At 61.0% G+C, this 24,765-nt stretch carries 16 protein-coding genes and 1 riboswitch; of the genes, 10 read left to right on the plus strand and 6 right to left on the minus strand.

Going from position 1 to position 24,765, the window contains the following annotated elements:
• Positions 1–106 precede the first annotated feature (106 nt).
• The 5 genes from purU to BEN48_RS16595 all read right to left on the minus strand — a co-directional run bounded on the left by purU (position 107) and on the right by BEN48_RS16595 (position 6,341).
• The gene (purU, locus tag BEN48_RS16575) at positions 107–940 is read right to left on the minus strand and encodes a formyltetrahydrofolate deformylase (protein ID WP_070736202.1); all 834 of its coding nucleotides are present in this window, start codon (positions 938–940) and stop codon (positions 107–109) included.
• A 45-nt stretch (positions 941–985) separates the two neighbouring features.
• Complete coding sequence (locus BEN48_RS16580; protein WP_070736204.1) at positions 986–2,131, minus strand: XdhC family protein; 1,146 nt, start codon at positions 2,129–2,131, stop codon at positions 986–988.
• Between the two features lie 124 nt (positions 2,132–2,255).
• Entirely contained in the window at positions 2,256–4,496 is a 2,241-nt protein-coding gene (locus BEN48_RS16585; protein ID WP_070736206.1) for a xanthine dehydrogenase family protein molybdopterin-binding subunit, read from the minus strand.
• 170 nt (positions 4,497–4,666) lie between these two features.
• Entirely contained in the window at positions 4,667–5,692 is a 1,026-nt protein-coding gene (locus BEN48_RS16590; RefSeq protein ID WP_070736208.1) for an FAD binding domain-containing protein, read from the minus strand.
• A gap of 127 nt (positions 5,693–5,819) precedes the next feature.
• Complete coding sequence (locus BEN48_RS16595) at positions 5,820–6,341, minus strand: (2Fe-2S)-binding protein (protein WP_070736209.1); 522 nt, start codon at positions 6,339–6,341, stop codon at positions 5,820–5,822.
• Positions 6,342–7,008: 667 nt separating this feature from the next.
• Here BEN48_RS16595 and BEN48_RS16605 point away from each other — a divergent pair.
• The 4 genes from BEN48_RS16605 (at position 7,009) to BEN48_RS16620 (ending at position 11,835) form a co-directional block, all read left to right on the plus strand.
• Positions 7,009–7,689 carry a response regulator transcription factor gene (locus BEN48_RS16605; RefSeq protein WP_070736213.1) on the plus strand — a complete coding sequence of 227 codons (681 nt, stop codon included), beginning with the start codon at positions 7,009–7,011 and terminating at the stop codon, positions 7,687–7,689.
• A gap of 102 nt (positions 7,690–7,791) precedes the next feature.
• Entirely contained in the window at positions 7,792–9,201 is a 1,410-nt protein-coding gene (locus BEN48_RS16610) for a sensor histidine kinase (RefSeq protein WP_070736215.1), read from the plus strand.
• Between the two features lie 137 nt (positions 9,202–9,338).
• Complete coding sequence (locus BEN48_RS16615) at positions 9,339–10,970, plus strand: SulP family inorganic anion transporter (protein WP_083321153.1); 1,632 nt, start codon at positions 9,339–9,341, stop codon at positions 10,968–10,970.
• Positions 10,971–11,079: 109 nt separating this feature from the next.
• Positions 11,080–11,835 carry a carbonic anhydrase gene (locus BEN48_RS16620; RefSeq protein ID WP_193408692.1) on the plus strand — a complete coding sequence of 252 codons (756 nt, stop codon included), beginning with the start codon at positions 11,080–11,082 and terminating at the stop codon, positions 11,833–11,835.
• Between the two features lie 118 nt (positions 11,836–11,953).
• Here BEN48_RS16620 and BEN48_RS16625 read toward each other — a convergent pair whose 3' ends face one another.
• Positions 11,954–14,437 carry a M1 family metallopeptidase gene (locus tag BEN48_RS16625; protein WP_070736219.1) on the minus strand — a complete coding sequence of 828 codons (2,484 nt, stop codon included), beginning with the start codon at positions 14,435–14,437 and terminating at the stop codon, positions 11,954–11,956.
• A gap of 205 nt (positions 14,438–14,642) precedes the next feature.
• Between BEN48_RS16625 and BEN48_RS16630 the strand changes: the two genes are divergently transcribed.
• The 6 genes from BEN48_RS16630 (at position 14,643) to BEN48_RS16655 (ending at position 24,749) form a co-directional block, all read left to right on the plus strand.
• Complete coding sequence (locus BEN48_RS16630; protein WP_070736221.1) at positions 14,643–16,610, plus strand: TonB-dependent receptor plug domain-containing protein; 1,968 nt, start codon at positions 14,643–14,645, stop codon at positions 16,608–16,610.
• A 124-nt stretch (positions 16,611–16,734) separates the two neighbouring features.
• A riboswitch (SAM riboswitch) is annotated at positions 16,735–16,827 on the plus strand.
• 462 nt (positions 16,828–17,289) lie between these two features.
• Positions 17,290–18,285, plus strand: coding sequence for an ATP-grasp domain-containing protein (locus BEN48_RS16635; RefSeq protein WP_070736223.1), 996 nt, complete (start codon positions 17,290–17,292; stop codon positions 18,283–18,285).
• Positions 18,286–18,423: 138 nt separating this feature from the next.
• A complete protein-coding gene (locus BEN48_RS16640) occupies positions 18,424–19,443 on the plus strand; it encodes an LLM class flavin-dependent oxidoreductase (RefSeq protein WP_070736224.1) in 1,020 nt (339 codons plus the stop codon).
• A gap of 167 nt (positions 19,444–19,610) precedes the next feature.
• Positions 19,611–21,167 carry an amino acid permease gene (locus BEN48_RS16645; protein WP_083321154.1) on the plus strand — a complete coding sequence of 519 codons (1,557 nt, stop codon included), beginning with the start codon at positions 19,611–19,613 and terminating at the stop codon, positions 21,165–21,167.
• A 206-nt stretch (positions 21,168–21,373) separates the two neighbouring features.
• Positions 21,374–22,108: a GAF domain-containing protein gene (locus BEN48_RS16650; protein WP_070736226.1), complete on the plus strand. Its 735-nt coding sequence runs from the start codon at positions 21,374–21,376 to the stop codon at positions 22,106–22,108.
• 97 nt (positions 22,109–22,205) lie between these two features.
• Positions 22,206–24,749, plus strand: a complete 2,544-nt coding sequence (locus BEN48_RS16655) for a type IA DNA topoisomerase (protein ID WP_070736228.1) — start codon at positions 22,206–22,208, stop codon at positions 24,747–24,749.
• Positions 24,750–24,765 lie beyond the last annotated feature (16 nt).

Genomic DNA, 24,765 nt, shown 5'->3' on the forward strand with positions numbered 1-24,765 from the left:
TACCGCAATAGTAAATTTGATTACTACTGCGGTAGAGATGCTCCGCTGCGCTCAGCATGACGTGCTGCTATTAAGACATGCTGCTATAACAGGATGCCGCCGCCCTTTAGTCAAAAATCACTGTCTTATTGCCGTTCACGAATACCTGCTCGTCGAATACCAGCTTTAGGGAGCGCGCCAGGGTGATTTTCTCCACGTCGCGGCCGGCCTGGGCCATTTCGGCGGCGCTCTGGGTGTGGTCGATGGGCATCACGCTCTGGAAAATAATGGGGCCCTGGTCGAGCTGTTCGTTCACGAAATGGGCGCTGGCTCCGATAAACTTAACGCCCCGCTCGAACGCCTGGGCGTAGGGGCTGGCCCCCACGAAAGCCGGCAAAAAGGAGTGATGAATATTCACGAGCCGGTTGGTGTAGTGCGCCACAAATTCCGGTGATAAAATGCGCATGTACTTGGCCAGTACCACAAAATCGGGCTGGTACTGCGCCAGCACCGCCAGTACTTCGGCCTCGTGCTGCTCGCGGGGGCGGCCGGCATGGGGCAGGTAGTGGAAGGGCAGGTTGAACTTGCGGGTGAGGTCGCCCAGCACCTCGTGGTTGCTGATTACGCCCAATACGCGGGCATTCAACTCCCCGAATTCGTGGCGTACCAGCAGCTCACTTAGGCAATGGTGCTCCTTGGTGGCCATGAGCACAATGTTTTTCGGCTCATTGTTGGTGATGCGAATGCTGGCCGTGGGTGGCAGCGCCTGCCGCAGCTCCTGCAGTACGGCCGCCGCGTCAAACTCGCCGATTACCTCGCTGCGCATGAAAAACTGGTTGGCCAGGCGGTCCACAAATTCGCCGGTGCGCACCATGTCTAGCCCGTGCCGAAACAGCACGCCCGTAACTTTATAAATGAGGCCCGGTTGGTTGGGGCAATGAATCAGAACTAAATGGGTCATACCGAAGAGATGCTGCGACGCACTGGATAAGCCGTAAAAGTAGGCTTAGAGCGTGACGTGGGCATCCCGCGGCGAATCAGCGTGAATTGCTGCCCTCGTATCGCGCAGGTGGCGGGGCTCCCGGCCATTCTTCACCGCCTGAATCTCGGCCACGATGGCCAGCGCGATTTCTTCCGGCGTTTCGCCGCCCAGGCCCAGGCCAATGGGACTATGCAGGCGGTGCAGCGCATCCACTATTTCAACGCCTGAGAAACCCAGCTCCGGCTCTTCCAGCAGCCGGCCGGCCTTCACCCGCGGGCCCAGCAGGCCAATGTAGGGCGCGGAAGTGGGCAGCAGAATTTGCAGCGCGGCCAAATCGTAGGCGTAGTTGTGGCTGAGCAAAACGTGGTATGCGCCCGTATCCGGCACGGCGGTTTCCAGCTCGCGCACGGGCACGATGCGGACTTCCGCCGCCTCCGGAAAGCGGGCCACCGTGGCGAGGTTGGGCCGCCCATCCACCACCGTAATATGCCAGCCGAGCGAGGCCGCCAGGTGCACCAGCGGCTGGGCATCGTTGCCCGCGCCGTACACCACCAGCCGCAGCGGCGGCGTGAGAATTTCGAGTAGTGCCCGCACCGGGCCGGCGTCGGTTTCCACGTCCAGAATCTGGGATTTGCCTTGCTCCAGGGTGGCGCGGGCCGCTTCCGCGAGTGGGGCGGCCAGCAGGGGCGTGCCCCGGAGCGCGCCGTTGGCCGCCAGCAGCACGCGCTGCCCCACGGCGGCTTTCAGGCCGGACGCATCGGTTTCAAACACCGTGGCCAGCACGGCCGGTTCGGGGTGTCCGGCAAAACCGCGCAACAACTCCATGGGGTTGTCGGGGGCGGCAAAATCCAGCGGCTCCAGCAGGATGCGCACCACTCCCTGGCAGCCGGGGCCCAGGCCGTGGCGCGGGTCGTCCTCGTCGCGAGTATCGTAGGTGACTAGCGCGGGCTCGCCCCGGAAAATGGCCTGCCGGGCCCGCTGCCGGGCATCGCCCTCCAGGCAGCCTCCGCTGATGGCGCCGGTCAACTGGCCATCGTCGGTGACGAGCATGCGGGCGCCGGGTCGGCGGTAGGCTGAGCCCAGCACTTCTACCACCGTGGCCAGGGCGCAGGGCCGCGAGTTGGCGCGGTGCTGGTCGTAGGCGAGGAGCAGGCGTTGGAGTTCGGTCATGTGGGGGGCAAGGATACTAAAATCAGCACGTCATGCTAAAATCAGCATGACGTGCTGATTAGGGTTTGGTTCGATAGGGGTACACAAAATCCAGTGACCAAAGCACCTCACGGCGCCCCAGTTTTTAGAGCAGCTTATCCACCGTAATAGGCATGTCGCGCACGCGCTTGCCGGTGGCGTGGTAGATGGCGTTGGCCACGGCTCCCGCTACGCCCAGCATGCCTACTTCGCCTATGCCTTTAATGCCAAGTGGGTTGACTTTATCGTCCTCCTCATTTACAAAAATTACATCAATGTCGTGAATGTCGGCATTCACGGGCACGTGGTATTCGGCCAGGGAGTGGTTCATGTAGCGGCCGAAGCGGTGGTCCATCACCGATTCTTCCATCAGGGCCATGCCCAGGCCCCACACCACGGAGCCAAGCACCTGACTGCGGGCCGTTTTGGGGTTGAGGATGCGGCCGGCGGCCACGGCGTTTACTACGCGGGTCACGTGCACGGTCATCAGGTCGGGGTCCACTTTCACCTCCACAAACACGGCGTTGTGGGCGTGCATGGAGTATTTCGGGGGCTTCAGTGCCGCCAGTTTGGATTTCTCCTTGGCGTTTTGGGCTTCTATTTTTCCTTCGCCGCTGGCCTGCACCACATCGCGCAGCACCATGGCCTTGGTGCTGTCGGAGCGCAGGCGCATCTGGCCGTTGGCAAACTGCACATCCTCGATTTTGACGTCTTTGAACGCCAAGCTATCCATTTTCTGCGCCTGTTTGAGCAGTTTCTCGCCAAGGGCGGCGCAGGCTTCCACCACGGAGTTGCCGACCGAGGCGGCCGTCCAGGAGCCTCCTTGCAGCGGCGACTCCGGCAGCTCGGTGTCGCCGAGCACGAAGGTGACGGCCTCGATGGGCAGGCCCATGCTTTCGGCCGCAATCTGCGTCATGATGGTGTAGGTGCCGGTGCCAATTTCGTTGGTGCCGCTGCTCACCGTGAGGTGGCCGTCGGCGTCGAGACTGGCGCGCACGGTGGCGGGTTTCGTGGTAGCGTCCCACACGCCGCCGCCCATGCCCCAGCCCACCAGCAGGTTGCCGTCGCGCATCGAGCCAGGCTCGGCGGTGCGTTTTTCCCAGCCGAATTTGGCGGCGCCTTCGTGGTAGCACTTGCGCAGGGCCTTACTGGAGTAGGGGAGGTCCTGGGCCTGGTCGCGGTCGGAGTAGTTGCGGATGCGGAATTCGAGCGGGTCGAGGCCGGCGGCGTAGGCCATTTCGTCCATCGCAATTTCCAGAGCAATGGAGCCCGAGGCCGCGCCGGGCGCGCGCATGTCCAACGGCGTGTACACGTCGAGCTTGGCCAGGCGGTAGCCCAGCGCCACGTTCTTGCAGTCGTAGAGCATGCCGCTCCAGCCCACTACGTTTTCGGTAAAGTCCTCAAACTGCGAGGTCTCGGCTACGGCAAAGTGGTTGATGCCGGTAAGTGAGCCGTCGGCGGCGGCGGCCAGGGCTACGTGCTGCATGGTTTCGGGCCGGTGGCCGAAGCTGAACATTTGCTCGCGGGTGAGCGACACGCGCACCGAGCGCTCCAGCTCCAGCGAGGCCATCACGGCCAGCAACAGCTGGTACTGGGGCCGCAGGCCGGAGCCAAAGCCGCCACCGGTATACTTCGACACCACCCGCGCTTGCTCCTTGCTCAGCCCAAAAATTTTGGTCACGAGCAGCTGGCTGTTGAAGGCACCCTGCGTTTTGTCGTAGATATTCAGGTATTTATCGCCCAGCCACTCCACGGTGGTGGCAAAGTTCTCCATAGGGTTGTGGTGCTGGGCGTGGTGCGAAAACTGCGCCTCCACGTGGGCCACGCCTTCCTTCCAGCCCTTGCCAAAGTTGCCGCGCGACTTAGGCGGCTGGTAACCAGTTTTGCCAGTGCCCGGCTCGTAGGCATCATCAATGTGCTGGCTTAGCTTGGTTTCGTGGGCGACCTCCTCGTACTCAATGTACAGCACCGACGCCGCGTAGCGAGCCAGTTCAAAGGTGTCGGCCACCACCAGCGCCACGGGCTGCAGGCTGAACTTGATTTCGGCATCGTAGAGCGGCCGGAACGGCGAGCCACCGGGCGCGATTTCGTCCTGGTAGCTGCGGTCGAAAAAAGCGTAATGCGGCACGTTCTCGTGCGAGAACACCTGCTGCACGCCCGCCAGCGCCAGCACCGGCGCCGCGTCTATTTTCGTGATTTTGCCCTTGGCAATGGGGCTGCTTACCACGTAGCCGTACAGCATGTTCGGCACGTTGTATTCGGCGGCGTACTTGGCGCCGCCGGTCACTTTGGCCGGGCCATCCACGCGGTTGGTAGGCTTGCCGATATAGTCGGTTTGGAGAGTCATAAGGTTGGGCGGATTCAAAACGTGGGACCTATTAGAACGTCATGCTTAGCGCCGCCGGAGCATTTCTACCGCGCAACTACTTGGTTGTGTTAGTGCTGGGAAGAAGATGCTTCTAAAAGCGGACGCCAGATGAGCATGACCGCCTTTTTTGATAACAAAGGCGCAGTATCTTACGGGTTGGAATTCAAGAAAGCGTTGGTATCAACCGCCTCTTTCATTTCGGTAGCCTGCTTGAGCGCCCGCACAATGGCGCGCTTGGCCAGCTCTATTTTAAACGTGTTTTCCCCGTAGCCTTTGGCGTTTTCGAGCACTTTGGCCGCCACGCGGCGGAAGGTATCGGCGGTGGCGGGCTGGCCTACCAGCATGGCCTCGGCTGCCTGGTCGCGCCAGGGCTTGTGGGCCACGCCGCCCAGCGCCAGGCGGGCATCTTTAATGGTGTTTCCGTCCAACTCCAGCGCCGCGGCCACGCTCACCAGCGCAAACGCATAGCTGCTGCGGTCGCGCAGTTTCAAGTAACTGAAGTTCTCAGAAAAGCCTTTCTTAGGTAAGTCGAGGCCAGTGATGAGCTCGCCCGGCTCCAGGGTGTTGTCGCGCTCGGGGTGATTGCCGGGCAGGCGGTGGAAATCCTCAAACTTGATGGTGCGTTCGCCGTTGGGGCCGCTCACGCGCACTATGGTGTCGAGGGCGGCCAGGGCCACGCACATGTCGCTCGGGTGGGTGGCAATGCAGGAGTCGCTGGTGCCCAGAATGCCGCACACGCGGTTGTAGCCGCCAATGGCCGAGCAGCCCGTGCCCGGCTCGCGCTTGTTGCAGGGCGTGGCCAGGTCGTAGAAATAGTAGCAGCGGGTGCGCTGCATGAGATTGCCGGCGTCGGTGGCCATGTTGCGCAGCTGCGGGCTGGCCCCGGCCAGAATGGCCTGGTTGAGCAGCGGGTACCGGCTGATTACCTCGGGATGGTAAGCGGTGTCGGCGTTGGTAGCGAGCGCCCCGAGGCGCAGGCCGCCATCGGGCGTGTTTTCAATGGTGTCGAGGCCCAGTTTTTTGAGGCCGATGAGGTGCGTGGGGCGGGCCACGTTTTCCTTCATCAAATCAACCAGATTGGTGCCCCCGCCAATGTAGGCGGCCCCGTCGTGGCTGGCTTTTTCGCGCACGGCCGCATCCACGGCAGCGGCTTGGGTGAAAGTGAAACTGTTCATTGCCTTGAATTATGAGTTATGAATCATGAATTATGAATTGGGGTGAGTGGGAAAACCACCCTGGTCATAATTCAGCCTTTGAATGTTTTATGAATTGAAAATGAGTGTGTAACTCATAATTCATAACTCATGATTTAGAATTTCCCACTACTTCCATCACAGCGCTCAGGATGTTGGAGTAGGCCCCGCAGCGGCAGAGGTTGCCGCTCATCAGCTCCCGTACCTCGGCTTCGGTTGTGGCTTTGCCTTCGTTGATGAGGCCCTGGGCCGAGCAAATCTGGCCCGGCGTGCAGTAGCCGCACTGAAAGGCGTCGTGGTCGATAAACGCCTGCTGGAGTGGGCTGAGCTGGGCTTCCGAGCCAAGGCCTTCAATGGTCTGAATTTCGCTGCCCTCCTGCATCACGGCCAGCGACAGGCAGGAGTTGACGCGCCTGCCATCGACGAGCACTGTGCAGGCCCCGCACTGGCCGTGGTCGCAGCCTTTCTTGGTGCCGGTCAGGTCCAGGTACTCGCGCAGGGCGTCGAGCAGCGTGGTCCAGGGGGCAATGTGCAGGGTGCGGTCCTGGCCATTGATGCGCAGCGAGACGGGCTGCGTGGGGGCCAGCGTGGCAGGGGCCTTTCCCAGCGGCGCTTGGGTAACGTGGGTCATGGGTACGGAAGGAAGGAGTGAATATGCAGTAGCGCGGTGCTGGCGCACAACCGGAGAGGTGCGCAGAGCCAGCTCTTTATTCTATACGTGCTCAAACCGGCGTAGCGTTGCCTTGCAAAGCAATGGCCGATGGGGAGTTGCCAGCGTATCGGGCCGCTGGTCAGGCGTGCAAGCGTTTCAGCCCCTGAGTAGGGCACAGGTTTGTGCTTAATTAAGCGCCGCAATTCAACGGGAAGCTTCTAGTATTCAACGTGAATAATATAGTGTTGAGCTAAAACGATTTTCTCTGCAAAGCGCGCACTGATAAATTCGAAAGTCAGAACATATTCAGCCTTTTCCGGGCTACTCATTCTTCGGGTCTCTGCCTTATGCAAACCACTATTCAACGACACTTTCGCTACTACCTGGCAGCGCTGCTATCAATCTTGCTGGCGGTAGGCGTTCGATTGCAAACTGCCCCGCTGGGCATCAATGCTGTTGCTGCCGAAAAGGCAGTGGCCCTTGCAGCGCCTGCTGCTCAGCCGGGTAGCGTATCAGCCACTGTTGCATTCCGTTAAGCCGGCGGTTTTTTTTAGCATTGTTGACGCCTGGCCGGCCCTCTTCGTAGCGAAAGCTGCCGGGGAGGGCCGGCGGCTTTTCCGGGCCACTCGCATTACCTTCCGGCGCCATGAAAATTCTTTTAGTCGAAGACGAACCTTCTGTTGCGGCGTTTCTCCACCAGGGCCTCACCGAGCAGGACTACACCGTAGACCTGGCCGCCGATGGCCTGCTTGGCCTGCGCCGGGCCCAGTCTACCCAGTACGACTGCCTGATTCTGGACCAGATGCTGCCCGGCCTGAGCGGCCTGGAAGTGTGCCGCCAGGTGCGGGCCCACGACCCGGGCGTGCCCATTCTGATGCTCACGGCCCTGGGCGAAACCGATGACAAAATCCGCGGCCTTGACGCCGGGGCCGATGACTACCTCGTGAAGCCATTTGCCTTTGAGGAGCTACTGGCCCGGCTGCGGGCCTTGGTGCGCCGCCGCACCGAAGCGCCCGCGCCCAAAGCCATTCTGCACCTCGCCGACCTGACCCTGGACCCCGCCGCCAAGCGGGTGGAGCGGGCAGGCCAGCCGGTGCAGCTCACGGCGCGGGAGTTTTCGCTGCTCGAGTACCTGTTGCGCAATCAGGGGCGGGTGGTGTCCCGGGCCGATTTGCTGGAGCACGTTTGGGAAATGAGCTTCGATACTGGTTCCAACGTTATCGACGTATACATCAACTTCTTGCGCAAAAAAATTGACAAGGGCTTTGAGCCCAAGCTCATTTACACGCTGGTGGGCATGGGCTACGTAATGAAAACTGAGGCCTAGCTGGCGCAAGTTGCGGAGCGCCCGCCGGTGGCGACGGGGCATGTTATCCATTAAGGGAAGAATGCTGTTGTATTGGCTCCTTCCCGCCTGACCAGTTCCACGATGTCCATTCGCCTCCGCCTTGCCCTGCAGTTTGGGTTTATTCTTGCGGTTACGCTGCTGCTGTTCGCCTTGGCTATTTACGTGGCCACAAAGCAGTCGCGCCGCTCCTTGTTCACCCAAACGCTGTTTAAGCGGACGCTGGTAGTGGGCCACGCCTACGCCGACGGCCAGGACAACGCGGCCTCCGCCGACCAGCAGGCCTCGTACCGACGCTACCTGCGGCAACTCTACCGCACCCTGCCCGACGAAGAAGGCCGCGTGTACGACGCCCGCAACCGGCTGGTGTTCCGGGAGGGGCAGGGCCCCACCAAGCCCGTGCCGCTTGCGTGGCTGGCAAAAGTGCGCCGTTCGGGCAAAGCCGTGCTGGAAACCGAAACCAATTACCACGAAACGGTGGGCCTGCTCTACCACGATGCCCGCCTGGGGCCGCTGGTAGTAGTAGCCTCTTCGGTAGACGAAGACAGCCGCCAGCAACTGGCCCAGCTGCGCGAGCTGCTGGCTATTGGCCTACTGGCCGCGCTGCTGGTAATGGCCATCGGTAATTGGATTTTTGCCGGACAGGCGCTTAGTCCGCTTCGCCGCATGGTCCACGAAGTGGACGGCATCACGGCCACGGACCTAAGCCAGCGCCTGACCCAGGCCGAGGGCTCTAACGACGAAATTGGCCGGTTGGCGCAGCGCTTCAACCGCCTGCTCGACCGCCTTGAAACCAGCTTTGTGGGCCAACGCACTTTCGTACGTGATGCCTCCCATGAGTTGCGTACGCCGCTCACGGCCCTCATCGGCGAACTGGAAGTGTCTCTGCTGCAAGCCGAGCGCCCGCCCACTGAATACCGCCGCGTGCTGCAAAGCACCCTGGACTCGGCTCAGCAGCTAAACAACCTCACCAACGGGCTGCTGCAAATAGCGCGGGCTTCCGACGACCCCTCGCAGGTGCCCATGGCCCCGGTGCGCCTCGACGAGCTGCTGCTGCAGGCCCACGAGCAAATCCTGCGGCGTCATTCCACCTGCCGCGTCGACTTGGATTTTGGCGAAGTAGACGACGCCAGGGCCTTTGCCGTGCGGGGCAACGAAGCACTTATCCTGTCGGCCATGCTCAACGTGCTGGATAACGCCTGCAAGTTTTCGGCCTGCAACAACGGGACCGTCACGGCCACGCTGGCCCACGTGGGGCCGCGCATCACCCTCTTGGTTTCAGACGAGGGGCCTGGCCTGAACCAGGACGATTTACAGCACGTGTTCGTGCCGTTTTTCCGGGCGGCCTCGGTCCGCACGGTGCCCGGCCACGGCATTGGGCTGCCGCTCACCGCCCGGATAATGGCACTGCACGGCGGAACGGTGCGCGTAGAAAGCGAAGTAGGTCTTGGGGCCCAGGTGTGGCTTGAATGGCCCAGAAAGCAGTTTGTATAACCATACCAACATTTTAATTTCTTTTTAACACGCCTTTAATTCGGTCTTAATAGGGCGCTCGTAGCTTGGGGTAATTAATTGAATAATTCCGATTTATCGGGACATCATTTGTTTTAAAGCCCATCTATTTCACCCACATGCCAGAGATTATTTCATCGCCTTCGCGTACCGGGGCTCCCATTCAGCCTTCTTCCCCGTCGCCGTTGCCGGCGAATAAGTCAGTTTTCGCTACCATCGGGCAGGACGCTCCGGCGGGTCTTGTTGTTTTTCTGGTTGCGCTGCCTTTGTGTCTGGGTATTTCCCTGGCGTCGGGCGCGCCGCTGCTTTCGGGTGTGGTGGCCGGCATTGTGGGCGGGGTGCTGGTGAGCTGGTTGAGTGGCTCGGCCGTGAGCGTAAGCGGGCCCGCGGCGGGCCTCACCACCATTGTACTGGCGGGCATTGCCACCCTTGGGTCGTTTCCGGCTATGCTGGCCGCTACGGCGGTTGCGGGGGTTATGCAAATTATCATGGGGCTGGGCCGGGCCGGCATCATTGCGCTGTATTTCCCAGCATCCGTTATTCGCGGCATGCTGGCTGCTATTGGTATTATTCTGATAATGAAGCAGATTCCGCACTTTTTGGGGGCAGATTCTGACTTTTTCGAAGACCTCAATTTTTCTCAGGTTGATGGGTTAAACACCTTTTCGGCCATTGGTGCCGCTTTTAGAAGCTTAAGTCTGGGTTCGGTGCTGGTGGGCACCGTGTCGCTGGTGCTGATGTTGCTATGGGACACCAAAGCCATTCGCCAGCAGCCTTGGGCCCGCTTGATACCGGGGGCCCTGGTAGCTGTGCTGGTGGCCGTTGGCATCAACCAACTCCTTGGAGCAGTGGCACCTGAAATCCAGGTGCGTCCCGAGCATTTGGTTACGCTGCCCGTCATTTCGTCGATGCAGCAGTTGGTAGGAGCCATGACGTTTCCCGACTTTGGCGCGTTGCGCAATCCCGCCACCTACGGCGTAGCCCTGACCATTGCCCTGGTGGCCTCGCTCGAAACGCTGCTGAGCGTGGAGGCAGTAGACAACCTGGACCCCCAGAAACGCCACACGCCCACCAACCGCGAACTGCTGGCGCAAGGCACGGGCAACCTGGTGAGCGGCTTGCTGGGCGGGCTCCCCATCACCGCCGTTATCGTGCGCTCGTCGGCCAACATCAGCGCTGGCGGCCAGTCCCGCATGTCAGCCTTTATCCACGGACTGCTGCTGCTCATTAGCTTGGTGTTCCTGGGTTCGGTGCTTAACTTGATTCCCCTGTCGGCTCTGGCTGCGGTGCTGCTGCTGGTGGGCTATAAGCTCACTAAGCCCGCCTTGTACCGCTCGCAATGGCGCATTGGACGCGAGCAGTTCATCCCCTTCATCATCACCATCGTGGCGGTGTTGTTCACGGATTTGCTCAAAGGCGTGACCATTGGCCTGGTGCTGGGTTTCTTCTTTATTCTGCGCGACAACTCCAAGGCTGGTTCCTACCTGCGCAACGAGACCACTCCGGAAGACGAGCCTGGCCTGATGCACCTCCGGCTGCCCGAGCACGTTTCGTTTCTTAATAAAGCCAGCATCGTGACTACCCTCGAGCAACTCCCTAGCGGCAGCCGCGTTATCTTGGATGGCACCCGTTCCGATGTCATCGACCACGACGTACTGGAAGCCATCGAGGCCTTTCGCCAAGCTGCTCCCGCGCGCAACATTGACTTGGAACTGCGCGGCATTCGCTCGGTGGCCATGGGGTCGCACTAAGCGGAGGCATTGCCCCAGCTAGCTCAATCAAACGCTTTTTCTTGTCTGATTTTTTACGGGACGCTTTTTTCTTGCACTTCCCACTTAACTCTAACCAGAACCAACCAACATGTCCGGTATCCAAGACATTCTCAACAACAACCGCAACTGGGTGGCCACGCAAAATGCCAACGACCCGGAGTTTTTTCAGCGAATGACCAAGGGGCAAACCCCCCGTTACTTGTTTATTGGCTGCGCCGATTCACGGGTGCCCGCATCGGGCATCACGGGCACCGGGCCGGGCGAAATGTTTGTGCACCGCAACATTGCCAATTTGGTGGTTCACACCGACATCAATATGCTCTCGGTGCTGCAGTACGCCGTGGAAGTGCTGGGCGTGAAGGACATCATGGTGGTGGGCCACTACGGCTGCGGCGGCGTGGCTGCCGCTGCCGCCAACAAGCAGTACGGCCTGATTGATAACTGGCTGGTGAACATCCGCGATGTAGTGCGGCTGCACGACGAGGAAATACAGAGCATTGAAGACGAGGGCCAGCGCGCCCGCCGCCTGGTGGAGCTGAACGTGATTGAGCAGGTGCGCAACCTGGCCAAGACCAACATCATTCAGAACGCCATGCGTAACGATAGCCCGCCCCGCCTGCACGGCCTCGTGTATGACATTGCCGATGGCGTACTGAAAGACCTGAAGGTGAGCAGCGAAGACGTGATGCGCGACATGAAGCACATTTACGCCACCAAAGTGCATAAAGTGGAAGAGAAGAGCCAAGTGCCTGCCGAGCCTTCTGCCGAAGAGGATTCCAGTACCTACGAAGGCCCGAAGCACGACCCCGCCGCGCAGTCCACGGCCAGCAGTGTGGCCAAATAAATATCCTGCTAGCCAAGCTAGCTTGTTAAAAAAGAAGGCCTTCCGCAACGTGCGGAAGGCCTTCTTTTTTTGGATTAGAACGCCGCCGGGGTGCAGCTTGCTCCCCGGCGCCCATCCGTTATTTCGCGGCCTGAATCTCGCCTACTGCTTTCTCCACCATTTGCTGCATTTCGGCGGCGTTGGGGGTGCCGGCTTTGGGCACCAGGCTTTGCAGAAGGCCGATTACGGGCTTGTCGGCGCCGTAACTCTTGTACTTCAAGGCCAGCGTTTTGAGGCGGGTTACGCCCTCGGCAAAGGCGATGGCATCGTTGAGGCGGCCGAGCATGGTTGCCATCGGCTCCATCAGGTTAAACTGGCCCTGGGGGCGGGCCGCGTCAAACTTGTCGCGCACGTACGCCCACTGCTCCAGCGAACCGTACTTGGCGTACACTTCGGTCACGGCCTGGGCCAGGGTGCCGTTGTCGTCGGCCTCAAAGGTTTTGGCACGAGCCAATGCCTGCGCCGGCTGCAGCGTAGCCAGCGCCACCAGGGCTGCGCCCTGCACGCTGTACGACCGGCTATTGAGCTGCTGCACGAAGAACTTTTCGTTCTTCTTGTCCTTCAGCTTGGCTACCGCCGTCAGCAGCTCGGGCAGCACCAGCGGGTCTTTCTCGGCCGCGAGGCGCTTGCGCAGGGCGGGCGTCGCGGCTTTGGCCACGGCCGCATCGTCCAGTTTCAGGGACTCCAGCGCCGCTACGCGCACGCCGTAGAACGGGTCGTTGAGGGCGGCCACCAGCACGCCACGAGCGGCTGCGTTGGTGGTTTGGTCTTTGGCTGCCTCGGCCAGCGCCTCAATGCGGTCCACGAACAAGGGCGCTTTGCTGAACTGCAACGCGTACTCGCCGAAGGGCTTGTTGTCCGTTTTCTGCCACAGCGTTTTCTTGTTGGCGTCCACGTTCACCAGCTCCGGCTTGGCCGCCAGGGGCATGCTGAAAGTCTGGGTGGCCTCCGTCATCTCCACTTGCTGGCGCTGTACTTTGCCGTTCACGTAGTAGTCGATGGCGAAGGGCAGGCGGAACGGCTGGCCCGGCTGGGTCTGCTTTACGGTCACGGACTGCACTTTTTTGGCCGCGTCCCAGGCGTAGTCAATGGTGACCACCGGGTGGCCCGGCGCGAAGTACCACTGGTTGTAGAACCAGTTCAGGTCCTGTCCCGACACGGCTTCGAAAGCCAGGCGCATCTGGTGGGCTTCGCCGTTGCCGAATTTGTTGTCCTGGAGGTATTTCTGCAGGCCGGCAAAAAACACGTCGTCGCCGAGGTAGGTGCGCAGCATGTCCACGATGGCCCCGCCTTTCTGGTAGCTCACCAGGTCAAACACGTCTTCCTGGCTGTCGTAGTGGAAGCGCACCAGGTTTTTGGCGGCGTCGCGCGGGCTGCTCAGGTAGCGGCGCAGATAGCGGTAGTAGTGGGCGTCGGCGGCGTCGCGGCCGTACTTGTGCTCGGCGTAGAGGCCTTCCGAGAAGTCGGCCATTGACTCATTTACGGTGATGTTCGACCAGGATTCAGCCGTCACGTAGTCGCCGAACCACTGGTGAAACAGCTCGTGGGCAATCACCGACTCGCTGCCGTACTCGCGGTCCAGCAGCTCGCGGTCGGTCATCTGCACCTGCTCGCCGTGCAGGGTGGCGGTGGTGTTTTCCATGGCGCCGCTCACGTAGTCGCGGGCCACAATCTGGGCGTACTTGTTCCAGGGATACTCCACGCCGAGGCGGTTGGAGTAGAACTCCAGCATGTCGGTGGTGTTGCCAAAAATCTGCTTGGCGAAGGGCGCATACTTGGGTTCCAGGTAGTAGCTCACTTCCTTGCCGCGCCAGGTGTCCTTGGTGATGCGGAAGTCGCCCACGGCCATCATAAACAGGTAGGGCGCGTGGGGGAGGTCCATTTTCCAGGTGTCGGTGCGCAGGCCGGGACCGGCGGGCTTCTGGCTGATTAGCTCCCCGTTACTCAGCGTCACGTACTTGCTGGGCACGGTCATGCTGATTTCCTGGGTGGTTTTCTGGTTGGGGCGGTCGATGGTAGGGAACCAGGCCGAGGAGGCTTCGGTCTCGCCCTGCGTCCAGATTTGCACGGGCTTGCCGGCCACGGCGCTGTCGGGGTTGATAAAGTACAAGCCCTTGGCGTCGGTGATGGCGGCGCTGCCCTGCACCTTCAGCTCGTCGGGCTTCGATACATAGTCGATGTAAATCATGTATTGCTCGCCCGGCTTGAAGGTTTTGCCCAGGTTGATGCGCAGGTTGGCGCCGTCGGTGTAGGTGTACTTCAGGGGCGTCTGCCGGTCACCGTTCATCAGGGCCACGGCCTTGATGTCCATGCCCTTGGCATCGAGCCGCAGCGTGTCGGTGGGGTAGGCGTGGGGCTTGAGCGTAATCCAGGTTTTGCCGTAGAGGTAGCGCTTGGCGTAGTCGAAACGCACGTCGAGCTTGGTATGCACCAGGTCGTTGATTTTGGTGGCGGAGGCTCGGTAGGGCGATTCCGCCATTGCGGCGGGGGCGGCCGGCGCCTGAGCCAGGGCCGGTGTGGTGGCCACCAGGCCCAGCAGGCCCAGCGCAAAAAGATGCTTCATGAAAACGGGTTGGATGAGAATGATTCGCGCAAAGGACACCGCTTATTACTTCCGCGTTGCCCATTTGAATGCTAAAGTAGGGTGATACAGTGAAGGAAAGGGACGACGAAGCCGGAACCGGCCCGGAAAGTTGCCTGCCGGGCAGGTCAGGCACGGCACTAAGGCTACTTACGTGCTGTAGCTTTGTGCTCCCATTAACCCCCGCATGATGCATTCTCTACGCCTTGCCGCGCTCAGTTCTCTTCTCGTTCCTTCCCTCACCACGTTAGCCCAGGCGCCGGCCGACAGCAGCCGCGCCCTGCGCGAAGTCACCGTGTACGCCTCACGCCTGAGCCAACCCCTGAACCAGACCGGGCGCGCCGTGACTGTGATTGCCGGGGCCAGCATTGCGCGCTATCCCGTCAACTCCCTCGATGATTTGCTGCGCTGCCTGCCGGCGCTGGAAGTGCAGAGCCGCGGCCCTTTTGGGGCGCAGGCCGATGTGAGCCTGCGCGGCAGTACCTTCAACCAAGTGCTTTTTCTGCTGGACGGCATGCGGCTCAACGACCCGCTATCGGGCCATTTTGGTGCCTACCTGCCCATTACGCCCGCCGAAATCGAGCAGATTGAAATCATTCGCGGCGCTGGCGCTGCCCTCTACGGGCCAGATGCCGTGGGCGGCGTTATCAACATCGTCACCAAAACCTTTGCCGCCACTGAGCGCCGCAACGAAGCCGAGCTCACCAGCACCACCATGCGTGGCGAATGGAACCTGTGGCACACCAATACGGGCGGCTTTCTGGCCAAAAACAAGCTGCGCGTGGGCGGCGGCATATTGTTGAATACCACCGATGGCCAGCTGCGCGCCGCCCCCAGCAAGCTGCGCAGCGATGCCAACCTGAAAACGTATTCCCTCTCCGCCGCCTACGAGCTGGCCCCCAAGCTGAGCGTGGCCGCCCGTGCCAGCCTGGACCGCCGCGACTACAACGCCCAGTATTTCTACACCACCAACCCCGCCGACCAGGCCCGCGAAACCACCAACCGCGACTGGTACCAGGGCCAGGTGCGCTACCAGCACTCCGAGCGCGCCCGCACCGAGGCCCAGTTCTCGACCAGCCGCAGTACCGACTATTACGTGTTCACGCCCACGTCGGTGGCCAGCGACCACCTCATGCACTATACCAACCTGCTGCTGAGCCACCAGCAGCAGTTCTCGGATAAGGTGCGTGCCACCCTGGGCACCCAGGCCGACCGCCGCGCCGTGCGCAGCAACGACCGGGGCAACCACACCCAGTGGCACTACGCCGCCTTCGGGGTAGTGGCCGTGACGCCCACGCCCGGCCTGGCCCTCACCGGCGGCCTGCGCCTCGACCACGACCAGGCCTACGGTACCGAACTGGTGCCGCAGCTCAACGTGAGCCAGCAAATAGGGGAGGTGCTCACCGTGCGCGGGGCCATTGGCCGGGCCATTCGCGCCCCCGATTTCACGGAGCGCTACACGTCCAACGGCCGCCCCGGCGTCGTCCCGAACGGTTTTAACGTGGGCAACCCGGAGCTGCAGGCCGAGCGCACGCTCAACTACGAAGCAGGCGTGGACTACCGCCCCTTGCCCGGTCTCACGGCCAAAGCCACGTACTTCCTGCGCAAAGGCAACAATCAAATAGACTACGTGCCCGTGTCCGGCGCGCAGGTGATTGAGGCCACGGGCCTGACCAACCTGAACGCCTCCCGGACCTACCGCTTTGCTCAAAATCTATTCGACGTGACGACCAATGGACTGGAAACAGAGCTGACCGCCGCGCATCAGCTCACGCCCACCACCCGGTTTGATGGCAGCGTGGGCTACACCTACGTGAAGGTGACCAATGCCGAAAACATCGCCTCGCAGTACCTGGCCAACATTGCCCGGCAGGTAGTTTCGGGTACGGTGGGCCTCACCACCAAGCGCGTGAATGGCAGCGTGAGTGGCCTGTGGAAGCAGCGCAATGCCGCCGCCGTGGCGGCCATCAGCCGCGCCCAGGCTGCCGAGTACATGGTTTTTAACGCCCGCCTGGAGGTGGCCCTGCTGCCGCAGCGCCTCTGGCTTACTGGCCAGGTACAGAACCTGTTCAATGAGCAGTACTCCGACCTGCTGGGTGCCCAAATGCCCAACCGCTGGCTGATGGGCGGCGTGCGACTGGCGCTACGCAAATAGCCGGCATAGCGCGTTCAATCGTTGAGCGGTGCAGCCGCTGAAAACAATAAAAAGCCCCCGACTTTGAACAAGTCGGGGGCTTCGTTGTATATTTGCCGTATCAATTCTTTATTCCAAAGGATTGTTTTTATACAGAGGCGCTGAGAGACAGGCTCAACGACGCGCCGGCAACCATCCGCAACCGCGGGCAAGGTGCCAATTCCTGACCATATAAAAACAAGTTGCCGTGGACGCTGCCAACACCCCCCCCAATCACACCGCTGGTTTTAACGCCATCCCCGCTCTTATGCGCCGGGCTGGTATGGGCTGCTGTTGTTGTTGTCCGGCTTAGCCTGCCCCGATTGATATTCGTGGGTAGGTAGGCGGCAGCGGGAGCTGAGGGCTTCCGCACGCCTGCATATTGTGGCTGCTTCGAGCGGCTACATGCTTTTTCTTTTGGGTTGTTATCCACTTGGCGCATTGACGCTGAGGCGGTTTCGTGCAAAAGCCGATTTGCTATTTCCTGCCCGCACTGCGCGGAATCGGGGCAAGCGCCGGCCACAACAACACCCCCGAGAGGCAGGTCTCCAACGAATATCATGGGCTTAGAAGATTCTTATCCGGAACCCGTGTCGCCGTGCGCCCCGCATCGGCCGCAGGACTTTCGCCCCTGTTTCAAACCCCATTAATTTTCCTTATTATGTCGCTGACGATGAAGCCCATTGGCATCTATTTCGAACACCCCGAATGGTTCAAGCCGCTGTTTGCGGAGCTGGACCGCCGTGGGCTGCCCTACGAGAAAATAGACGCCGCCCACCACCTGTTCAACCCCGCCGAGCAGGAAAGCCGCTACAGCCTGGTGGTGAACCGCATGAGTTCCTCCGCTTACCTGCGCGGACATGGGCAGGGCATTTTTCACACGGCCGGATTTGCCACGCACCTGGAGCGCATCGGCACGCGCATTATCAACGGGTCGGCGGCCACGGCCATTGAAACCAACAAGGCCCGGCAGCTCTCGCTGTTTGAGTCGTTGGGGCTGAAATACCCGAAGTCGTTTGTGATAAACCACGCCTCGCGGGCCGTGGATGCGGCCAAGGAGCTGCGCTTTCCCATTGTGGTGAAGGTGAACATTGGCGGCAGCGGGGCGGGCATTATTCGCTTCGATACCCTGGCGGGCCTGCAAGCCGCGGTGGACAACAACCAGATTGACCTCGGCATCGACCAGACGGCGCTGGTGCAGGAGTATGTGACGCCCCGCGGCGGCAACATTCACCGGGTAGAAATGCTGGATGGAAAATTCCTCTACGCCATGAAGGTGTTCACCACCGGCGAGAGCTTCAACCTGTGCCCCGCCGAAATCTGCCAGATTCCGGAGGAGCAGTCGGCGGAATTCTGCCTGACCGAAGCCCCGAAAAAGGGCATTCAGGTGGAAGCCTTTACGCCGCCGGCGGAGGTGATTGCCGCTGTGGAACGCATTGTGGCCGCGGCCAAAATAGACGTGGGCGGCATTGAATACCTTATCGACGACCGCACCGGCGACGTGCTGTTCTACGACATCAACGCGCTTTCCAACTTCGTGGCCGATGCCGTGAACGTGGTGGGGTTTGACCCCTACGCCCGCTTTGTGGACTACCTGGAAACGCAGCTGCCGGCGGTGGCGGTGGGGGCCAGGAAAGGCGAATTAGCCACAGCTTAACTCAAAAAAACAACAACGGAACGTCATGTCGAGCGCAGCCGAAGCATCTCTACCGCTTCGGCCCAATCAACATGAATTACTACTGCGGTAGAGATGCTTCGGCCCCGCTCGGCATGACGTTCTTAAAGCACATAAATTATGAAATTCGGATATTGGATGCCTGTATTTGGAGGCTGGCTGCGCAACGTCGAGGACGAGCACATGCCCACCGACTGGAGCTACGTCAAGCAATTGGCGCAGCGCAGCGAAGCCCTGGGTTACGACCTCACGCTGATTGCGGAGCTCTACCTGAACGATATCAAAGGCACGGAGGCGCCCTCCATGGAAGCCTGGAGCACGGCCGCCGCGCTGGCCGCCGTGACCGAGCAGCTGGAAATAATGGTGGCCGTGCGCCCCACTTTTCACAACCCCGCGCAGCTGGCCAAACAGGCGGCCAACATCGACCTGATTGCGCCGGGCCGCCTGTCGCTCAACGTGGTATCGAGCTGGTGGCGCGACGAGGCCACCAAGTACGGCCTGCATTTTGAGCAGCACGACGACCGGTATGCCCGCACCCGTGAGTGGCTCGACGTAGTAACCAACGTGTGGAAACAGGACCATTTCAGCTACGATGGCAAGTACTACCAGGTGGCCGACAACGTGCTGCAGCCCAAGCCCGCCAAGGCCCCGTTCTTGTATGCGGGCGGTGAGTCGGAGGCGGCCAAGGAACTGATATCGACGCAGTGCGACGGCTACGTGATGCACGGCGACTCGCCGGAGCAAATAGGGGCCCGCATAGCCGACATGCGTCGCCGCCGCGAGCAAAAAGGCCTGCCGCCGATGAAATTCGGCGTGGCCGGCTACACCGTTGTGCGCGACAACGAGCAAGACGTGAAAAAGGAGCTTGACCGCATCACCAACGTGAAGGCGTCGGCGGCGGGCTACGGCAACTACCAGCAGTGGCTGGCCGGCACCCAGCTGGAGCAGCAGATGTCGCTGCAGGATTACTCCGTTTCGAACCGCGGCTTGCGCACGGGCCTCACCGGCACGCCCGCCCAGCTTCAGGACCGGATTGGGGCCTTTGAGCAGGTAGGGGTTGATTTCTTCCTGCTACAGGCCAGCCCGCAGCTGGAGGAAATGGAGCGGTTTTCGAAGTCCGTTATTCAGGTGCTGGCGTGAGTCAACTACGATGAAAAGGAAATTACACAGAACGTCATGCTGAGCTTGCCGAGGCATCTCTACCGCGCAACTATCCCTATGGATTGCGTTTGCTATGGCGGTAGAAATGCTTCGGCAAGCTCAGCATGACGTTCTTTTTAAAGCAGCAACGCGCATCAAGAAATTTCATGCTTAAAAAGTCATTAGCGCTGCTTCAGTTAGAAGCGGCCGAAACGGGGGCTAATACCCTCAAACGTAGTCTCAACGGATTCAGCCTCATAGCCATTGGCATTGGCGTTATCATCGGGGCGGGCCTGTTTTCCCTCACCGGCATTGCGGCGGCCAACAACGCCGGGCCGGCCGTTACCCTTTCGTTTATTGTGGCAGCGGTGGGCTGCGCATTCTCCGCCCTGTGCTACGCCGAGTTTGCGGCGCTGGTGCCCGTATCGGGCAGCGCCTACACGTATTCATACGCCACCATGGGCGAGATGTTTGCCTGGATTATCGGCTGGGATTTGGTGCTCGAATACTCGGTAGGGGCGGCCACGGTGGCCATTAGCTGGTCGCAGTACCTCATCAAATTCCTGGGCAAGTACGGGCTGCACATTCCGGCGCAGCTGGTTATGTCGCCTTTTGAAACGGCCACCCTGGCCGACGGTTCCACCGTGTCGGGCTACGTGAACGTGCCGGCCATGCTCATTGTGCTGGCCATCACGGCCATTGTCACGCGGGGCACCAAGGGCTCGGCGTGGTTCAATGCGCTGGTGGTGGCGCTGAAGGTGGCGGTGGTGCTGGTGTTTATCGCGCTGGGCTGGCAGTACATCGACCCGGCCAACTACCAGCCCTACATTCCGGCCAATACCGGCGAGTTTGGTGAGTTTGGGCTGAGCGGAATTCTGCGCGGAGCTGGTGTTATCTTCTTTGTGTTCATTGGCTTCGATATTGTGGCCACCATGGCGCAGGAAACCAAGAACCCCCAGCGCAACATGCCCATCGGCATCCTGGGTTCGCTGGCCGTGTGCACGGTGCTGTTCGTGCTCTTCGGGCACGTGCTCACGGGCCTGGCCAACTACACCGAGTTCAAGGACAGCGCCGCGCCAGTGGCCATTGCCATCGAAAAGACGCCTTATGCCTGGCTGAGCTCGGCCGTGATTATGGCCATTCTCATCGGCTACACGTCGGTGATTCTGGTGGATTTGCTGGGGCAGTCGCGGGTGTTCTTCTCCATGTCGAAAGACGGGCTCCTGCCGCCGGTTTTTTCCCGGCTCCATCCCCGGTTTAACACGCCGGCGCAGTCCACGCTGCTACTCGGGGCATTCATTGCGGTGTTTGCGGGCTTCGTGCCCATTTCCGTAGTGGGCGAGATGACGAGCATCGGCACGCTGCTGGCCTTCGTGATGGTGTGCCTGGGCGTGCTCATCATGCGCCGCACCAACCCCGATGCCCCGCGCCCGTTCCGGACGCCGTGGGTGCCGGTGGTGCCCATTCTGGGCATAGTGGTGTGCCTGGTGATGATGTTCTCACTGCCCGTGGAGACGTGGCTGCGGCTGTACGTGTGGCTGGTGCTAGGCCTCCTGATATATTACTTCTACGGGCAGCGCAACAGCAAGCTGCGCCTGGCTGAGCCTGCCAGCGCCACGCTATGGAAGCTCACGCTGGGGCGACTGGCCCTGTATGTCAGCGCGCCGGTAGGCCTGTATTTCCTGATTAGAGAGGCAGCGCATTCGGTAAGCAACTGGCTTTAGTAACCTGGAAATTGCTCTATTAGGACTTTTGCTTCGTTGGGTGCCTGGGAGATTTCTGGAAGTTGATGCTAGGCAAAAGGGAGGGTCTGCAGTTGCAGCAAATCGCTCGGAACAGGAGCTTTTTAGCAACTTACTGCGTTAATTATCGTAAATTTACAGAGCCCGGAAACCAGTATTATCACTATTTGGGCACTAATTAATACGCTTTGACCGAATCCTCCTACTCTGACCTGATACCTACTTACGAACACGAGCGCCTGGAAGCCTTGCGGCCCTACCGGGTGCTGGGCACGCCCGGGCAGGGGGTGTTCAACGATTTTGTGAGCGTGGTAGCCAAGCTCTTCGACGTGCCCATTGCGCTGGTGTCGTTGGTGCGGGAGAGCGACGTGGTGTTCATCGGCAATGCGGGGCTGCCCGAAGCCACCATTGTCAACCGCGAGGACAGCATGTGCTCGGTTGCCATTTTGCAGGAGGGACCAGCGGTTTTTGAAGACATCGCCTCCAAGCCCTGTTCACTGGTCAATCCGCTTACGGCTCAGCAAATGCACTTGGGCTTCTACGCCGGGCAGGCCCTGCGCGGCGCCGATGGCATGGGCATCGGCAGCCTGTGCGTGCTCGACCGCAAACCCCGGCAGCTCACTGAGCCCGAAGCCCAGCTCCTTGAGCAGCTGGCGCTGGTGGCTACCGACTTGCTGGAGCTTCAGGCGGCTCAGGCCTTAGACGACACGCTGCGCTCCCGCCTCGACGGCCCCCTTGACGAGTCCCTCACCCGCCTGCGCACCCTGGCCGAACTGCGCGAATTGACAACAGTCGTTGACCCCGCAGATGCGGCCAGATACGATGCTTCCCGCATGGAAGAGGCCCAGTACCTGGCCAAAGCCATGCGCCGCGCGTTGCAAGTGGCCCTGGCCGAACTTCCCAAAGCCAAGACTGGCAAGTAGGCGCTGCACGGCCAAAACCGACCTTTTCCTCGGCTATCTTTGTTGATTACGATGCCGCTCAAAACATGGGAGGCGTCCTTTTAATCAGCGAAAATCAGTGAAGGTTTGCATAGCCGAAAAGCCCAGCGTGGCCCGCGAAATTGCCAACGTATTGGGCGCCACCCGCCGCATGGACGGCTACTATGAGGGCAACGGCTACCAGGTTACCTGGACCTTCGGCCACTTCTGCCAGCTCAAGGAGCCCGACGACTACCAGCCCGAGTGGAAGCGCTGGAACCTGCACAACCTGCCCATGATTCCGGACTCGTTCGGCATCAAGCTCATGCGCCGCGACGAAGGCGTGGTGAAGCAGTTCCACACCATTAAGAAGCTGGTGGCTGAGGCCGAGGAAGTCATCAACTGCGGCGACGCCGGGCAGGAAGGGGAGGTGATTCAACGCTGGGTGTTGATGGAGGCCAAGTGCCGCAAGCCGGTGAAGCGGCTCTGGATTTCGTCGCTCACCGAGGAGGCTATCCGCCAGGGCTTCGCCAACCTGCGCGACGGCAAGGAGTTCGACAAGCTGTACCAGGCCGGCAAAAGCCGGGCCGTGGGCGACTGGCTGCTGGGCCTGAATGCCACCCGCCTCTTCACCCTCAAGTACACCACTTACCAGGACAAGCAGCTGCTCAGCATTGGCCGGGTGCAGACGCCCACGCTGGCCCTAATGGTGGACCGCTGGCACGAAATCCAGAACTTCAAGTCCGAGCCCTATTGGGTGCTGCGCACCGAATACCGGGGTACGATGTTCAGCCACATTGCCCCGCCCAAGCAAGCCAAGGAGGCCGAAGACGCCCCCGACGAGAAAACGCGGCTCCGGGCGCTCGGTTACTTTGTGACGGAGAAGGAAGCGCAAGAAGCACTTGAGGCGGTGCGGACTGCACCGCTGATTATCACAGGAGTAGAGATTAAAAAAGGGCGGGAGTCGCCGCCGCGCTTGTTCGACCTGACCTCGCTGCAGGTGCAGTGCAACAACCAGCTGGGCCTCTCGGCCGAGGACACGCTCAAGATTGTGCAGGGCCTGTACGAGAAGAAGGCCGTGAGCTACCCGCGGGTGGACACCACGTTTTTGCCCGACGACCAGTATCCTAAAATCCCCGGCATTCTGCGTGGCATTGGCTACGACAGCCTGACCGCGCCGCTGCTCGCCACCAAGATTCCGAAGACGCCCAAGGTGTTCAATAACGCCAAGGTGACCGACCACCACGCCATCATTCCGACCGGCGCGGCGGGCCCGGGCGGCGGGATGGAAAGCAGCGTGTATGACATCATCACGCGGCGCTTCATCGCGGCTTTTTACCCCGACTGCGAGGTGAGCAACACCACCGTGCTGGCCGAGGCGGCCGAGCGCCCGTTCCGGGTGCGCGGCCGGCAGATTCTCAGCCCCGGCTGGCGCGTGGTGTACGGCAACCCCGAGGAGCAGCAGGCGCCCACCCCGGCCCCCGCGCCCAACCAAAAAGCCGGCGGCGAGGAGGCCGAAGACGTGGTGAGCACCGTGCTGCCCAGCTTCGCGCAGGGCGAAAGCGGCCCCCACGTGCCGCGCCTCGACAGCAAAACCACCCAGCCGCCCAAGGACTACACCGAAGCCAGCCTGCTGCGCGGCATGGAAACCGCCGGCCGCAACATTGACGACGACGAGCTGCGCCAGGCCATGAAGGAAAATGGCATCGGCCGCCCCAGTACCCGCGCTGCCATCATCGAAACGCTGTTTAAGCGCAACTACATCCGGCGCGAGAAGAAGCGCCTGTTGCCCACGCCCACCGGCGTCGAGCTCATCGGCCTCATCCGCAACCCTACCTTGAAATCGGCCGAGCTCACGGGCCAGTGGGAGCGGAAGTTGCGCCAGATTGAGAAGGGCGAGCTGTCGTCGGAACAGTTTCTGGCCGAGCTCAGCGCCCTGGTGCGCGAGATGGTGCAGGAAGTAAAGACCGACGGCCGGGGGCGGATGGTGACTTCCTCTTCAGCTGTTAGCTCTCAGCCGTTAGCCGTTAGCTCAGCTCAAGGAAAAGCTAACAGCCAGCAGCCAGCAGCTAATAGCTCAGCTAAGGGCCTGGGCTACTGCCCCGTGTGCAAAACCGGCCACGTGCTGCGGGGCAAAACCGCTTTTGGCTGCGCCCGCTTCCGCGAGGGCTGCACGTTCCGGCTGGCTGCCGAGATGCACGGCAAAAAGCTGAGCGACCCGCAGGTGAAAGCCCTGCTGGCCAAGGGCCGCACACCCATTATGAAGGGTTTCGTGGGTGCCGGGGGGCAGAAGTTCGATGCCGCCATTGGCTTCGATGCTGCCTTTCAGCCTGTGCTACAGCTGGTGGCGGAACCCAAGCCCGGCGCCGCGCCCGACTCCGGCCAGATTCCGTGTCCCGTGTGTAAGCTCGGCACCATGCTCAAGGGCAAGGCCGCTTATGGCTGCTCCCGCTTCCGCGAGGACTGCCAGTTTCGGGTGGCCTTCGAGTGGGGCGGCAAGCAACTCACCGAAACGCAGCTCAAGCAGTTGCTGCGGCGGGGCGAAACCACTGTCATCAAAGGTTTTATCTCAGCCAAAACCGGGAATAAGTACGACGCCGCGCTGAAGGTGGAAGAAGGGCGCGTGGTGCCGGTGTTTGGGTAAGGGCGGGCCTCCAAAT

The sequence above is a fragment of the Hymenobacter glacialis genome, from assembly GCF_001816165.1.
Classification (GTDB): Bacteria; Bacteroidota; Bacteroidia; order Cytophagales; family Hymenobacteraceae; genus Hymenobacter; species Hymenobacter glacialis.

Coding starts and splice junctions, on each gene's coding strand:
- purU (WP_070736202.1), bottom strand. CDS start 940: ATGACCCATTTAGTTCTGATTCATTGCCCCAACCAACCGGGCCTCATT.
- BEN48_RS16580 (WP_070736204.1), bottom strand. CDS start 2,131: ATGACCGAACTCCAACGCCTGCTCCTCGCCTACGACCAGCACCGCGCC.
- BEN48_RS16585 (WP_070736206.1), bottom strand. CDS start 4,496: ATGACTCTCCAAACCGACTATATCGGCAAGCCTACCAACCGCGTGGAT.
- BEN48_RS16590 (WP_070736208.1), bottom strand. CDS start 5,692: ATGAACAGTTTCACTTTCACCCAAGCCGCTGCCGTGGATGCGGCCGTG.
- BEN48_RS16595 (WP_070736209.1), bottom strand. CDS start 6,341: ATGACCCACGTTACCCAAGCGCCGCTGGGAAAGGCCCCTGCCACGCTG.
- BEN48_RS16605 (WP_070736213.1), top strand. CDS start 7,009: ATGAAAATTCTTTTAGTCGAAGACGAACCTTCTGTTGCGGCGTTTCTC.
- BEN48_RS16610 (WP_070736215.1), top strand. CDS start 7,792: ATGTCCATTCGCCTCCGCCTTGCCCTGCAGTTTGGGTTTATTCTTGCG.
- BEN48_RS16615 (WP_083321153.1), top strand. CDS start 9,339: ATGCCAGAGATTATTTCATCGCCTTCGCGTACCGGGGCTCCCATTCAG.
- BEN48_RS16620 (WP_193408692.1), top strand. CDS start 11,080: ATGTCCGGTATCCAAGACATTCTCAACAACAACCGCAACTGGGTGGCC.
- BEN48_RS16625 (WP_070736219.1), bottom strand. CDS start 14,437: ATGAAGCATCTTTTTGCGCTGGGCCTGCTGGGCCTGGTGGCCACCACA.
- BEN48_RS16630 (WP_070736221.1), top strand. CDS start 14,643: ATGATGCATTCTCTACGCCTTGCCGCGCTCAGTTCTCTTCTCGTTCCT.
- BEN48_RS16635 (WP_070736223.1), top strand. CDS start 17,290: ATGTCGCTGACGATGAAGCCCATTGGCATCTATTTCGAACACCCCGAA.
- BEN48_RS16640 (WP_070736224.1), top strand. CDS start 18,424: ATGAAATTCGGATATTGGATGCCTGTATTTGGAGGCTGGCTGCGCAAC.
- BEN48_RS16645 (WP_083321154.1), top strand. CDS start 19,611: ATGCTTAAAAAGTCATTAGCGCTGCTTCAGTTAGAAGCGGCCGAAACG.